Annotated in this window: 12 protein-coding genes; 6 read left to right on the top strand and 6 right to left on the bottom strand. The window is 54.4% G+C overall.

Features of this window, described 5'->3' with window-relative positions:
• Positions 1–37: 37 nt before the first annotated feature.
• From ACSIPU_RS01275 to ACSIPU_RS01265, 3 genes are all read right to left on the bottom strand, one after another.
• Positions 38–469, bottom strand: a complete 432-nt coding sequence (locus tag ACSIPU_RS01275) for an OsmC family protein (RefSeq protein WP_004101962.1) — start codon at positions 467–469, stop codon at positions 38–40.
• 80 nt (positions 470–549) lie between these two features.
• The gene (locus tag ACSIPU_RS01270; RefSeq protein ID WP_004101960.1) at positions 550–1,029 is read right to left on the bottom strand and encodes a GNAT family N-acetyltransferase; all 480 of its coding nucleotides are present in this window, start codon (positions 1,027–1,029) and stop codon (positions 550–552) included.
• Complete coding sequence (locus ACSIPU_RS01265) at positions 1,029–1,931, bottom strand: LysR family transcriptional regulator (protein ID WP_004101958.1); 903 nt, start codon at positions 1,929–1,931, stop codon at positions 1,029–1,031. Before ACSIPU_RS01265 ends, ACSIPU_RS01270 begins: the two co-directional genes overlap by 1 nt.
• 113 nt (positions 1,932–2,044) lie before the next feature.
• On the opposite strand from ACSIPU_RS01265, the gene ACSIPU_RS01260 reads away from it, so the two are divergent.
• The 3 genes from ACSIPU_RS01260 (at position 2,045) to ACSIPU_RS01250 (ending at position 5,222) form a co-directional block, all read left to right on the top strand.
• Positions 2,045–2,896: a Vmh family MBL fold metallo-hydrolase gene (locus tag ACSIPU_RS01260; RefSeq protein WP_004101956.1), complete on the top strand. Its 852-nt coding sequence runs from the start codon at positions 2,045–2,047 to the stop codon at positions 2,894–2,896.
• Positions 2,897–3,199: 303 nt separating this feature from the next.
• Positions 3,200–3,340 (top strand): stationary-phase-induced ribosome-associated protein, encoded by a 141-nt coding sequence (gene sra, locus ACSIPU_RS01255; protein WP_004101955.1) that lies wholly within the window; start codon positions 3,200–3,202, stop codon positions 3,338–3,340.
• 184 nt (positions 3,341–3,524) lie between these two features.
• Entirely contained in the window at positions 3,525–5,222 is a 1,698-nt protein-coding gene (locus tag ACSIPU_RS01250; RefSeq protein WP_004101954.1) for an NAD-dependent malic enzyme, read from the top strand.
• A gap of 61 nt (positions 5,223–5,283) precedes the next feature.
• On the opposite strand, the gene ACSIPU_RS01245 is transcribed toward ACSIPU_RS01250, so the two are convergent.
• Entirely contained in the window at positions 5,284–5,958 is a 675-nt protein-coding gene (locus tag ACSIPU_RS01245) for a response regulator (protein ID WP_016807809.1), read from the bottom strand.
• A 983-nt stretch (positions 5,959–6,941) separates the two neighbouring features.
• Between ACSIPU_RS01245 and ACSIPU_RS01240 the strand changes: the two genes are divergently transcribed.
• Entirely contained in the window at positions 6,942–8,654 is a 1,713-nt protein-coding gene (locus ACSIPU_RS01240; RefSeq protein WP_023320924.1) for an ABC-F family ATP-binding cassette domain-containing protein, read from the top strand.
• Positions 8,655–8,690: 36 nt separating this feature from the next.
• Here the strand turns inward: ACSIPU_RS01240 and ACSIPU_RS01235 are convergent, their stop codons facing one another.
• Together ACSIPU_RS01235 and ACSIPU_RS01230 are read right to left on the bottom strand one after the other, a co-directional pair.
• Positions 8,691–9,659: a bifunctional helix-turn-helix transcriptional regulator/GNAT family N-acetyltransferase gene (locus ACSIPU_RS01235; protein WP_004101948.1), complete on the bottom strand. Its 969-nt coding sequence runs from the start codon at positions 9,657–9,659 to the stop codon at positions 8,691–8,693.
• Between the two features lie 197 nt (positions 9,660–9,856).
• A complete protein-coding gene (locus ACSIPU_RS01230; protein WP_023320923.1) occupies positions 9,857–10,456 on the bottom strand; it encodes an inorganic diphosphatase in 600 nt (199 codons plus the stop codon).
• Positions 10,457–10,713: 257 nt separating this feature from the next.
• Here ACSIPU_RS01230 and adhP point away from each other — a divergent pair, with 257 nt between their 5' ends.
• Both adhP and ACSIPU_RS01220 read left to right on the top strand, forming a co-directional pair.
• A complete protein-coding gene (gene adhP, locus ACSIPU_RS01225; RefSeq protein ID WP_004101944.1) occupies positions 10,714–11,724 on the top strand; it encodes an alcohol dehydrogenase AdhP in 1,011 nt (336 codons plus the stop codon).
• A gap of 294 nt (positions 11,725–12,018) precedes the next feature.
• Positions 12,019–13,641 carry a TIGR04028 family ABC transporter substrate-binding protein gene (locus tag ACSIPU_RS01220; RefSeq protein ID WP_023320922.1) on the top strand — a complete coding sequence of 541 codons (1,623 nt, stop codon included), beginning with the start codon at positions 12,019–12,021 and terminating at the stop codon, positions 13,639–13,641.
• The last annotated feature ends 7 nt before the right edge of the window (positions 13,642–13,648 follow it).

Below are 13,648 nucleotides of genomic sequence, written 5' to 3'. Positions count from 1 at the left end.
AAAGGAGAGCGCCCGCTGAACGCGGGCACCCGAGAGGTCAGGAATTGAGCTGATAATCCAGGGTTATCTCAGCATTCAACACCTGAGAAACCGGACAACCGGCTTTTGCTTTCTGAATAATGCTGTCAAACGCGTCGGCCTCAATGCCTGGCAGCACGATTTTGCTCTGTAGCGCGATCTGGGTAATGGCGAAACCGCCGCCGGATTTATCCAGCGTTACCACTGCCACGGTATCAATGGAGGTCGCGGTGTAGCCCTCTTCGCTCAGCATCAGCGATAGCGCCATGGAAAAACAGGCGGCATGTGCGGCGCCGATAAGCTCTTCCGGGTTAGTCCCCTTCACACCCTCAAACCGGGTGTTAAAACCATAAGGCTGCTGGTTCAGCGCGCCGCTCTCGGTAGAGACGGTTCCTTTACCGCTTTTTAGATCCCCTTCCCAATGCGCCTGACCTTTCTTATGGATTGCCATGATATCGCTCCTTTTGTGACATGAAAGGGTTAAGTATAGAACTCCCTTACGCATTTGGGCGGCACGCGGCGATTTTAGGATCAATCCGCAGCGATATTTTTACTCATATTGATGCCGGTAACGCGAAATCCGGTGACTTCATAGAGTCGGCGAGCGCGCGGATTATCGCCGGCGACGCGCAGTTTTATTTGGCGGATACCCTGGTTTTTTAATTCATGCTCAAAAGCCGCCATCGCTTGTTTACCCAATCCCTGCCCCTGCAAGGACGGAAAAATATAAAAATCACAGATAAAGGCGGAGCGTATTTCTGCGTCAGGCTTATACCAGAGATAGCCAACCCGCTTTTCTGTACCGTCAATTTCATCGAATAAGCAGCGTAAAGCCTGGCCGTGAGTATTGACGCCATCGGGCAGATCCTCGGCAATTTCGCGCTGCGCCTGGGCCAATGCCGCCTCCGGAGAAAGCGCGTAATTGGTCGCGATCTCCGCCGCATAATCGGCAATAAAATAGTTCAGGTACGCGGCGTACTCTTCATCGCGCATTGGGCGAATAACAATCATCACAAGGGTCCTTTTATATCGTTAGGTTGCGCCAGTTTTTGCTGAATCTCTTCAAGAAACAGCGGCAGCGCGCTCGGCTGGTAGTCCCGCGAGAGATAAATCCCATACACGTTTAAGGCTTTTGGCCGCCAGGTCGGTAAAACCTGTTTCAGCGCCCCGCTGTTGAGCGCCCGCTGCGCCTCCAGCTCCGGCAGCATTGCGATGCCGCAGCCGGCTACCGCCGCCTCCATCAACAGCGAGGAGATCCCGGCGCTGAGGTTGCCGGAAACCGCCACCGTCACGCTTTCGCCGCTGGGGTCGCTAAACTGCCAGGTCTGACTGGCAAAATGGCTGTAATGCAGGCAGTTGTGGCGAGTGAGATCGTCCGGCGTATGCAGCGGCCCATTCTGCTGTAGCCAGCGCGGCGACGCGCACAGCACCGAACGGCAAACGCCGAGACGGCGGGCGATAGCTCCCGGCTCCGGATTGTCGGTGATCCGAATCGCCACGTCGATCCTTTCGCCTATCAGGCTTACCGGATGATTGTTGATATCCAGCTCAAGACGCAGGTGCGGATAGCGGGCGAGAAAATCGGGCAAAAGCGGAGAAATCAGCTGCATCGCGGTAAAATGAGCGCAGGCTACGCGCAGCGTTCCGCTGGGGATCGCTCGTTCACTCTGCCCGGCGATCTCATCCGACAGCTGCGTCAGGGTGCGCGTTTTTTGCAGTACCTTTTCCCCCGCAGCCGTGAGCGTCAGCTTACGGGTAGAGCGATGAACCAGTCGGGTGCCAGCCCACTGCTCCATCTGTTCCAGATAGCGGCTCACCATCGGCCGCGACATCCCCAGCGCCCGCGCGGCGGCGCTTAAGCTTCCCAGCTCACAAATACGCATATAGACCTGCGCGGCAATGACTCGATCCATAACTTGATTCCATCTGCACGTTTTATGAAACTCAGCATCTCTTTTTTCAGGAATTTTCGCAAATCAGGAAATCCGTAAAATAGCGCTTATTCACCTGACGAAGAGAAACGAACATGAAATTATCTGCCCTTGCCATCGCCACTACGCTGTTCAGCGCTTCAGTTCTGGCAGCCCCATTAACGTTGCAAACCTATAACCCGCAGGAGAACGGTATTTTCGCGGTTAACTCCACCCTCGCCTCCGGCCCGCATGAAGCGGTGTTGTTTGACGCTCAGTTCAGCGTGAAGGATGGCGAGAAGCTGGTTGAAATGATTCAGAAAAGCGGTAAAAAACTGACCCGCATCGTGATTACTTCCGGCGATCCGGATTTCTATTTTGGCCTGCAGCCGCTGGTCAAAGCGTTCCCGGAAGCCAAAGTGGTGGCAACCGCAGAAGTGGTTAAACACATTAACGCCACCAAACAGGCCAAACTGGCGTACTGGGGCCCGCAGATGAAGGACGGCGCGCCGACCCAGGTTTATGTCCCGCAGGAGCTGACGGCTAATACCTTCACTATCGACGGCGAAAAGGTTGAGATCCGCCAGCCGCAAAATTATGCCGCCTATGTGTGGATCCCGGCGAATAAAGCCATTCTTGGCGGTACCGGCGTGGCGTGGGGTATGCACGTCTGGACGGCGGACACTCAGAGCGTCGAAAGCCGTCAGCAGTGGATAAATACGCTCGACGAGATGGCCGCGTTGCATCCGCAGCAGGTGATCCCCGGCCATTATCTCGGCACGCCGCCAGCCGGTGACCGGGCGATTACTTTTACTCGCGATTATTTGACCCAGTTTGAGCAGGCGCTCAAAGAGCATAAAGATTCCGCTGGCGTCATTAAGGCGATGAAACAGCGCTGGCCGGGGCTCGCGGAAGAGAGTTCGCTGGAGCTGAGCGCCAAAGTGAATACCGGCGAAATGAAGTGGTAAGTCTGGGTATTACGCGGGGATTTCTGCCTGGTGAAGGTTAATGCTATATCCAGGGGGTAAGCCCGCCACCCGCCCGTCGGCCCGGAAAGGCGAACGCCTTACCGGGCACGATCCGCAGAAGCAGAGTGACCCCGGACCACTCTGAAAATGAGGCTGATTGTGCCGTCTCAATGTTGCTAATCCCGGCAAAATGGGCCACGCTAATGATCGCCGCGTGAAAAATAAGCGGCGTATTGAGGGTTAAATTTCGTCCGACAGTCGTCGGGCTTGTCCTTGAAACTGACACAGGATAAAGGAGTAAGAATGAAATCGAACCAACAGGCACGTCATCTTCTTGGTCTGAACTACAAACTTTCTCAGCAGAAAAAGGTCCTGCTGGAAGGCGATGCGGAAACCACGGTTAACCATGTTCGCGCCACCGGCCGCAAGCGCCGCGGTGGCTAATCTTTCAGCTAAGTGATGATAAAAACACCGTCCTTTCTCCAGGATGGTGTTTTTTTAAGACTATCCCCCTCATGTTTACCCTCCTTTGATGTCTTCTGCTTTATACTCTGCCCGCTGCCATTCCCTGCCAGCCCCCCGCCTGTCGCCGCGCCCGGGCTGAAGCGATTATCAAGGAGTTAGTGCGATGCAATTCACTCATAAGAAAAACCGCTCTCTTTACATCCCTTACGCCGGCCCCGTGCTGCTTGAATTTCCGCTGCTCAATAAGGGCAGCGCCTTCAGCATGGAAGAGCGCAGCAGCTTTAATCTGCTGGGCCTGCTGCCGGAAGTGGTCGAAACCATCGAAGAGCAGGCCGAACGCGCGTGGATCCAATACCAGGGATTTAAAACCGAGATCGACAAGCACATTTACCTGCGCAACATTCAGGATACCAACGAAACCCTGTTCTACCGTCTGGTCGGCAACCACCTCGATGAAATGATGCCGGTCATCTATACCCCGACCGTCGGCGCCGCCTGTGAACGCTTCTCTGAGATCTATCGTCGTGCCCGCGGCGTGTTTATCTCTTACCAGAACCGCAATAATCTCGACGATATTCTGCAAAACGTACCGAACCATAACGTTAAGGTTATCGTGATGACCGATGGCGAACGTATTCTCGGCCTCGGCGACCAGGGCATCGGCGGAATGGGCATTCCTATCGGCAAACTGTCGCTGTATACCACCTGCGGGGGGATCAGCCCGGCCTACACCCTGCCGGTCGTTCTTGACGTGGGCACCAATAATCAGCAACTGCTCGACGATCCGTTATACATGGGCTGGCGCCACCCGCGTATTACCGACGATGAGTATTACCAGTTTGTTGACGATGTTATTCAGGCGATTAAAGCCCGCTGGCCGGATGTGCTGCTGCAGTTCGAAGACTTCGCGCAGAAAAACGCTATGCCGCTGCTTAACCGCTATCGCCACGAAATCTGCTCCTTCAACGATGATATCCAGGGCACCGCCTCGGTCACCGTCGGTACGCTGATTGCCGCCAGCCGCGGCGCGGGCAGTCAGCTGAGCGAGCAGAAAATTGTCTTCCTCGGCGCCGGTTCCGCAGGCTGCGGTATCGCGGAGCAGATCGTCGCCCAGATCCAGCGCGAAGGGTTAAGCGAAGAAGAAGCCCGCAAACGCGTATTTATGGTTGACCGTTTCGGTCTGCTCACGGATGCGATGCCAAATCTTCTGCCGTTCCAGAGCAAACTGGTGCAGAAACGCGAACACCTGCAAGAGTGGGACACCACCAGTGACGTGCTGTCGCTGCTTGACGTGGTGCAAAATGTAAAACCGGATATCCTGATCGGCGTCTCCGGGCAGCCTGGGCTGTTCACCGAAGAGATTATCCGCGAGATGCATAAGCATTGCCCACGACCAATCGTGATGCCGCTGTCAAACCCGACCTCAAGGGTGGAAGCCACGCCGCAAAATATCCTCAGCTGGACCGACGGAGAAGCGCTGGTCGCTACCGGCAGTCCGTTCGCTCCGGTAACGCTCAAAGGCAAGCAGTACGTCATCGCCCAGTGTAACAACTCCTATATCTTCCCGGGGATCGGCCTTGGGGTTATCGCTTCAGGCGCTTCGCGCGTGACCGATGAGATGCTGATGGCCGCCAGCGAAACGCTGGCGAAACATTCGCCGCTGGTGAATAACGGTGAAGGTCCGGTTCTGCCGGAACTGAAAGATATCCAGAGCGTTTCGCGCGCTATCGCTTTTGCGGTGGGTAAAATTGCCCAGGAGCAAGGCGTGGCGGTGAAAACCTCCGCCGAAGCGCTGCTGCAGGCGATCGCCGATAACTTCTGGCAGCCGGAATATCGCAACTATCGCCGGACGTCAATATAACCACTAGCGTAACCGGGAGCGTTAATGCTCCTGGTTACCTGGGAAATAATTCTCTGGTTCGCTATTTTTTGATATCAAATCTATAGCCCTGCCGGCGAATCGTCACGATGGACTCAGATGAATAACACGCCCGAATCTTTTTACGTATCCGCCCAATAAGGACCATTAGTGAACTGCTGCAATATAGCTCTCCTTCTGCATACAGCTGGCGCATAAGATCATCCTTGCTGGTAACTTTACCGCAGTTGCGGATTAATGTTTCCATAATAATATATTCAAAAGCGGTCAGATTTAACGTAACACCATTTACCGACAATTCCCGACGCGAAAGATTTAGCAGAAATGGCGGTATTGAGATTAATTCTGATGACAATCCATAGTTGCGGCGAAAAAGCGCATTGATACGCGCAACCATAATATCAATATGAAATGGCTTACGGATGTGGTTGTCCGCACCGGCGTTGAGGGCGTTAACGCAATCCTGCCAGCACTCGCCTGCGCTCATAACCAATATCGGTACAGAAACCCCCTGGCCGCGCCAGTCGCGGATCAGAGCCAGACCCGCTTCACTTGTCGCGTCCAGATCAATAATTGCGATGTCAGGCGGATACTCTACGATATAGTAATTCGCTTCCTTGACGTTTTGTGCATCATCGACGATATGCCCTTGCTGCGTTAGCTGTACTTTCAAATGATGACGCAGCAGAGCCTTATCCGCAAAGACAAGTATGCGCATCTCCCCCCCTATTTCAATAGTAATTAACAGGCGTGACCTTTTTATTTTTTAATAACTATATTGTGCGGCTGTTGCTGTACGTTAAGTAGCATGCGGCATTAAAAACGCTAATAAATAGTTTTTAGCGGTGATAATTAAATTTTTCATAAACCCGGCTCACGGCGAATAAAAATCCAAAGCGCTTTATAAGGATATAAAGCACCAGACAATTGATATAGTTATCTCAGGAAACGGCCTGGCTAACGTTTATTGAGGATAATCAGTCCTGCTGTCAGATTATCTCGCCAGGCTTATACAGACGAAACAAATATTAAACCACATGCCGTGGCTTATTCAACGTTAGCTATTGATGATCAAAATCTAAGCAAACAGATTTATTTAGCAGCATGAAAACAGTGAGCCCGGTTTTTAAAGTATATAAAACCGATAATCATTGTATCTGAAGCATAAATAGCTATAAGTATGACAAATAATTGATTTTGAACCATTACAGTTTGCAGAAAAATAATGATATATATCAATTGGTAGCGGAAATATTCTTCTTTTCTGTCGAATCGATTATGAAATGAGCGAGATTACGTAAGTTATATTGATTTCATGAATAATTCTTCTGCGTTATCGCTTTTGCGTTGCGCCAAAGCAGCGCTGCTAAGCCTGATAGGGTTCAAGCGCCCAGGATGTTAGTGGCAAAAGCGTGCCCGGCGTAAACGGATCGCTAGCCAAAACGGATTTCACCCATTACACTGCCTGCACCTATCAACTTACTGAATAAAAAAAGGAGGATCCCATGTCGTACCGTGAAATGTTTTTTTCACGTGCATTTGGCGATCGCACCTGCTCAAGCGTTATCGGTATCGTGCTGCGATAACTTCAGCTTGAGCGAAGAAACCAAAGACTGAATCCCTTCCCTCGGGCTTACCGGGTTATCGTCAGCGATGTTTGACGAGGCATAAACATGCCTGTAACTCTTGAGTAAGTTCACCATGAGTACATTACTAACTGCACAATCTCTCCATGTTGATACGGCGTTTGGCCCGCTGTTCACAAACCTCTCCTTTACCCTCAAAAAAGGCGACCGCATTGGCCTGATTGGCTATAACGGCTGCGGAAAAAGTACCCTGCTTAGAGTGCTGGACGGCACGATGATTCCGAATGGGGGCAGCGTGGCGCTGGCCAGCCACTGCCTGATGGCGCGGGTGGAACAGCATCTACCCGATACGCTGTTAGCGCAACCTCTGCTACAGGTGGTCCTGGAAAAACTTCCCGCCCTTGAGCGAGAGAACCAGCGCTGGCAAGCGGAGCGGCTGCTGGCGGAGATGGGCTTTACGTCCGATGAGGCCCGGCAGCGGGCATCAACCCTGAGCGGCGGTCAGCATACCCGGCTGCTGCTTGCCAGGGCGCTGATTCAGCAACCGGATCTCCTGCTGTTGGACGAACCGGGAAACCACCTCGACCTGCCGACCCTCCTGTGGCTGGAAAGCTTCTTGCAAACCTGGCAGGGGAGTTTCGTTCTGGTGTCTCATGACAACATCTTACTGGATGCTGTAACTAATGCGAGTTGGATCCTGCGCGACAAAACCCTGCATGCCTTCTCCCTGCCCTGCAGCGCTGCCCGTCAGGCGCTGGATGAGCGAGATGCCAGCGATGCGCTGCGCCATAAAGCCGAGCAAAAAGAGATTGACCGGGTCGCCGCCAGCGCCAAACGACTGGCTATCTGGGGGCGCACCTATGACAACGAAGATCTCTCGCGTAAAGCTAAGCAGATGGAAAAGCAGGTTCAGCGCCTGAAGGAGAGCCAAACCGATCTCACCGCCGGAACACCCTGGCGGCTAACGCTGCGCGGCGACATGCTGCGGGCAGACAGGCTGCTGGAGATGGATCAGCTTCCCGTCCCGCCCGCGCCGGGTCTGCCGGTCCTGTTTACTGCGGGTCTGGCTCGTCTGAAAAGCGGCGATCGGGTCGCGGTAATGGGCCGTAACGGCGGCGGGAAATCCTCCCTGCTGCGTCTACTGTGGCGACATATGCAGCAGGAATCAGCGGAGGACGGCTTACGCCTGCACCCGCGGCTGAAACCGGGTTATTACGATCAGATCCTGCATCAGCTTGCGGATGACGACACGCTTCTCGACGCGCTGGAGCCTTTTGAGCCGGCGGCGGACGCGCGCAAGCGGGCGCTGATCTCAGCCGGATTTAGCTGGGCTCGTCACGGGCAAAAGGTCGCCACCTTAAGCGGCGGCGAGCGTTCGCGTCTGCTATTTGTCGGCCTGTCTCTGGCCTGCTATAGCCTGCTGCTTCTGGATGAGCCAACCAACCATCTGGATATGGACGGCAAAACAGCGCTGGCAAGAACGTTGTGCGACTACCCAGGCGGACTGCTGCTGGTGAGCCACGACCGCGAACTCATTAACCATAGCTGCAATCGCTTCTGGCTTATTGACGAGCGCGGGCTGAGCGAATGGCACAGCGCCGAAGAGGTGTATGAGGTTTTACGCACCGCCGTTCGTTGTCCGGCCCCGGAGGTCGTGGCGGAGAACCGCCGCGAAGCGGAGGAAGACCATGATACGCTGCTGGAACGGTTAGTGTCGCTTGAGCAACTGCTGGCCGACGATCTGGCCCGTAAACCAAAACATCAAAAACCGCAGCTGCAGGCGCAGTGGCGTAAGGAGATAGCCACCCTCAACGCTTTGCTAAGCTAAATGTTGTTCCCCGGCGCAGCCCGCTGCGCCGGGATTTTACTTAGTATGAGTCGCCGGTCGCGGTTTGATTCGACTAAACTGCTGCTCGGTCATCGTCCTGCCCCACTGTTCGCCCTGCCACTCTTTATCCAGCGTGAAACTAAAGGATTCATACAGCCTGCGGGCGGCGTGCAGGCCGCTGAAGGTCCATAGCTGTACTGATGCAAAGTCCCGGCTATCGCAAAAAGCCATGGCTTCGCTCAGCAGGCGCCGACCAATGCCGCTACCCCGGCAGCTATCGTCGAGAATAAACCAGCGCAGATGCGCCTGGTTATTCCCCAGATCCTCGCCGTCAATCGCTACCGATCCGACAATTTGCTCGCCCTGAACGGCCAGCCAAACACGGTTGCACGGTTTATCGAGACGAGCTGAAAATTCCGCCAGCCCGCTGGCGACTTTACTCTCGAAAAAAGCACCAAACTGATAATGTTTTGCATAATACTCGCCGTGCATTTGCGCTATGCGGCCAATCATTCCAGGCCGATAGCCGGTAGCGATATCAATCGTCTTTTTCGAGCCTGTAGCCTCGACGTCGCGGCATTTTTCCAACGCCCAGGCCCAGGTTGTGAGGCCCTGAGCGACGCACTGTCTTTGCGCATCGCTCAGGTGTTCCAGCGCATCCACTACCCGCATAGCGCCGTAGGCGTTAATTTTTTTGACCGTCGCCGCACCTTGCGCCGTTAACGCAAGCTGCTTAATCCGCCCGTCGCGGGAGGACGTTTTTTCCCGGAGTTCCCCGGCGGCAAGCAGACGGGAAAGCATCCTGCTGACGCTAGACTTTTCCAGCCCCAGGATCTGCACCAGCTGAGCGGCCGTCATCGCGCCGCGTAGAGAAATTTCCACAAGCGTATGTACCGCCGAAGGTGAGTACGCCGTAGCGGCCAGCGTGGTGCTCATAAAGCCCAGTTCACGCACCATCAGGCGGGAAGCGGTACGAATTTCATCAACAAGCGCGGGTGAGTTCATCTGAGGTCAGCTCTGCCAGAAATAGTTGCATGATACAACCATTTTCTGCTGCGTGCTGTCAAGCCGCCGTGTTGCCTCCTCCCTGAACTGGCCTCAACTGAACGGGGTGAATGCTCGCACTTTACTCGCGCGTGACACCATGCCGATACCCACCTTGCGGGGAAAAAGACGCCTGCCGGCTTTACCCGCTTTTGTACTTATTGCGGATTTTTCTCTTTCCACGCTTCCCATGCCGCTTTGATTTCCTGTTTCGCGGCGGCGGCATCGTTAAAGCCGTCCAGCTCGACTTTTTTGCGTCCGTCCGGCAGCTGTTTGTAAACCCGGAAGAAAGCCTGCAGACGCTCCTGCTCAATTTTCGGCAGATCGCTGATGTTAATCACGTCATCGTAGGTTGGATCGATTTTACTTGCCGGAACGGCAATGATTTTGTCGTCCTTCTCGCCGCCATCAATCATCTTCAGCACGCCAATCGTGCGCAGCTTAATCAGCGTTCCCGGGGCCATCGGCGCGCGGGTATAAAACACCACGTCCAGCGGATCGCCATCCCCTGCCAGCGATTGAGTGAGCGAGCCGTAGTTAGCCGGATAGGCCACCGGCATCGACTGGAAACGATCGGCGATCAGAAAGCCGGTTTTGGCGTCCGTTTCGTATTTGATAATGCCGCCCGCCGGGATTTCGGTTACGGCGTAAAACTCTTCAGGGTTGTTGTTCGGCTGCGGAAAATCCAGCACGTTTTGCGCCTCAACGGCGGTAGAAAGCAGAAGGCCTGCGGCCAGGAGGGTTTTCGCCAGATGCATTGTCATGTCGCTCTAGGTTAATAAGAAATTGAAAAACAGAACGATAGAGATCGCGGATGAAAATTTCATGACATGCAAGTGACATAAATATGACGCGCAGAAACATAAGAAAAACTGTTCGAAAAACAAACAAAAGAAATCTTTAACCAGCATAAAAATCTATTATTACCTTGATTTATTGGCAATTTAAGCTATTGGTTAACATGCGTAAAAACAAATATTGTGTTAATACGCTTATGTTTAATAAGGAGAACAGAATGAAAGCTGCCGTCGTCACGCAAGATCATCAGGTCAATGTTACGGAAAAAACACTTCGCCCATTACAGCACGGCGAAGCCCTTTTAAAAATGGACTGCTGCGGCGTCTGCCATACCGACCTGCACGTTAAGAACGGCGATTTCGGCGATAAAACCGGCGTCATTCTGGGCCATGAAGGCGTGGGCGTGGTGCAGCAGGTCGGCCCTGGCGTGCACTCGCTCAAGCCGGGCGATCGCGCCAGCGTCGCATGGTTCTTCGAAGGCTGCGGTCACTGTGAATATTGTAACAGCGGTAACGAAACGCTGTGCCGTTCGGTAAAAAATGCGGGCTACACCGTTGATGGCGGGATGGCCGAAGAGTGTATCGTCATTGCCGATTACGCGGTCAAAGTGCCGGATGGTCTTGATTCTGCGGCAGCCAGCAGCATCACCTGCGCAGGGGTCACCACCTATAAAGCGGTAAAAGTTTCCCATATCAAACCCGGCCAGTGGATCGCCATTTATGGCCTCGGCGGGTTGGGTAACCTGGCCCTGCAATATGCGAAAAACGTTTTTAACGCCAAGGTCATCGCCCTTGACGTTAATGATGAACAGCTGAAACTGGCCGCAGAAATGGGCGCAGATCTGACCATCAATTCCCGCAGCGAAGACGCGGCCAAAATTATCCACGAGAAAACCGGCGGCGCCCATGCCGCAGTCGTGACGGCGGTCGCCAAAGCGGCGTTTAACTCTGCGGTGGATGCGGTTCGCGCCGGCGGACGCGTGGTGGCCGTCGGCCTGCCTCCGGAAGCCATGAGCCTGGATATTCCGCGCCTGGTACTGGACGGTATCGAGGTGGTTGGTTCTCTGGTGGGTACGCGCCAGGATCTGGCCGAAGCCTTCCAGTTTGCCGCCGAGGGTAAGGTGGTACCGAAGGTCACCCTGCGCCCGCTAGGTGATATCAACGCCATCTTTAAGGAGATGGAACAGGGACAAATTCGCGGTCGTATGGTGATTGATTTCCGCCGTTAATTTTCTCGCCTCTCTCGCTACGGGAGAGGTTCCATTTATCCCCTTATGCAGGTAGCTCTGCTGCGCATATTTACATGATGCCCGGCAGAAATCCTTTCTTACGCTCATCATCGTTCAGCCGATAAATATCGAACCGGCTACCACCTTCATTAACAACGCTCTCCCCGCTATGCGCAGCCTGTGGTATGCAGGATATAAATGCTTTTTACGCAAATGCTTAGCGCAAATCCTTACTTCCTTTGTTAAAACGCGCGCCCGATGATGACTAAACAAGAGATAACAAAGGAATTCACCATGCACATCCGTTTTCGCCTGCCCGCGCTGGCGGCGCTATTTTTAACCGGCGCGTTTTCCGCCTGGGCCGCCGACGCCCCGGTTAAAGGCGGTACGTTAATCTATCTGGAGCAGCAGCCGCATACTAATCTTTACCCACCGGCCGGTGGCTTCTACCCCAACGGCGGCATTCTTAATCAAATAACCGATAAGCTCACCTGGCAGAACCCGAAAACGCTGCAGGTGGAGCCGTGGATCGCCGAAAGCTGGAGCGCCAACGCGGATAAAACCGAATATACCTTTAAGCTTCGCCCCGGGGTGACCTTCTCAGATGGCACCCCGCTTGACGCCAGGGCGGTCGCCAAAAACTTTGATACCTACGGCCTCGGTGATAAAGCGCACCGCCTGCCGGTGTCTGAGGTCATTAATAACTACGATCGCAGCGAAGTCATCGATCCGCTGACGGTAAAGTTCTACTTTAAAAAGCCCTCGCCGGGATTTCTGCAGGGCACCGCCACCATCGGCTCCGGGCTGGTATCCCTCAGTACCCTGGCGCGTAATTTTGAAGAGCTGGGCGATGCCCGCCATATTATTGGCTCCGGACCTTTTACGGTAAAAGATGAAAAGCCGGGGCGCGAACTCACTCTGGTCGCGCGCAAAGATTATCAATGGGGACCGAAAAATCTCACCCAGCAGGGACCAGCTAATCTCGATGGCATCACTTACATCGTTACCCCTGAAGATGGCGTGCGCATTGGCGCTCTGCTGGCGGGCCAGGCTGATTTTATCCGTCAGGTACAGGCCTACGATGAAAAGCAGGCCACCGGGCAGGGCTTTAAAATTTATGCTGCCCCCACGCGCGGCGTTAACGACAGCCTGAGCTTCCGGCCGGATAATCCGCTGGTTGCCGACCTGCGCGTTCGTCAGGCGCTGCTGCACGCCACCGACGCCAGGCAGGTAGTCGAAACGCTGTTCTCCGCCAACTATCCGCAGGCGACCTCCGTCGTCGCCAGTACCGCCGCCGGGTACGTTAACCTCAGCGACAAGCTGGCTTTCGATCCGGCCAAAGCAAAACAACTGCTTGATGATGCAGGCTGGAAACCGGCTGCCGATGGTATTCGGGTCAAAGATGGCCAGCGGCTGGCCTTAACCGTCTATGAATCTCTGCCGCAACCGCAAAATAAAGAAGTTTTGCAGCTTGTCGCTCAGCAGTGGCGTCAGGTCGGCGTCGCGCTGGCGGTCAAAGCCGGCGATGCCGGCAGCCGTACGCTGGATAACCTCGATCCGCTGAAAACGCCGCTCACCGTGTCGGAAGTGGGCCGCGCCGACCCCGACGTGGTGAAAAGCATGTTTTTCCCCACTAACCGCGACGCGCTGCTGCAAAAAGGCGGCTCCAGCGACAAAGTACAGGGGTTCCGCGACGATAAGCTCAACGCATTGCTGAGCGCGATTTCAGCCGAAGTTGAACCGCAAAAACGGCTCCAGCTCACCGGCGATGCCCAACGCTATCTGCTGGATAATGCCTACGTGATCCCGATATTTGAAGAACCGCAGGTCTTCGCCGGCGCCCCGTGGGTGAAAGGCGTCAGTTTTGAAGCGGTAGGCCGCCCGTCGTTCTATGGCGCGTGGCTGGAAAAGCACTGAGGAGCCT

It is taken from the genome of Klebsiella sp. HN106 (assembly GCF_051209435.1).
In the GTDB taxonomy this organism is placed as follows: domain Bacteria; phylum Pseudomonadota; class Gammaproteobacteria; order Enterobacterales; family Enterobacteriaceae; genus Klebsiella; species Klebsiella oxytoca.
Note: the sequence above shows the minus strand (reverse complement) of the source record. Positions and strands in the feature narration are given on the sequence as shown.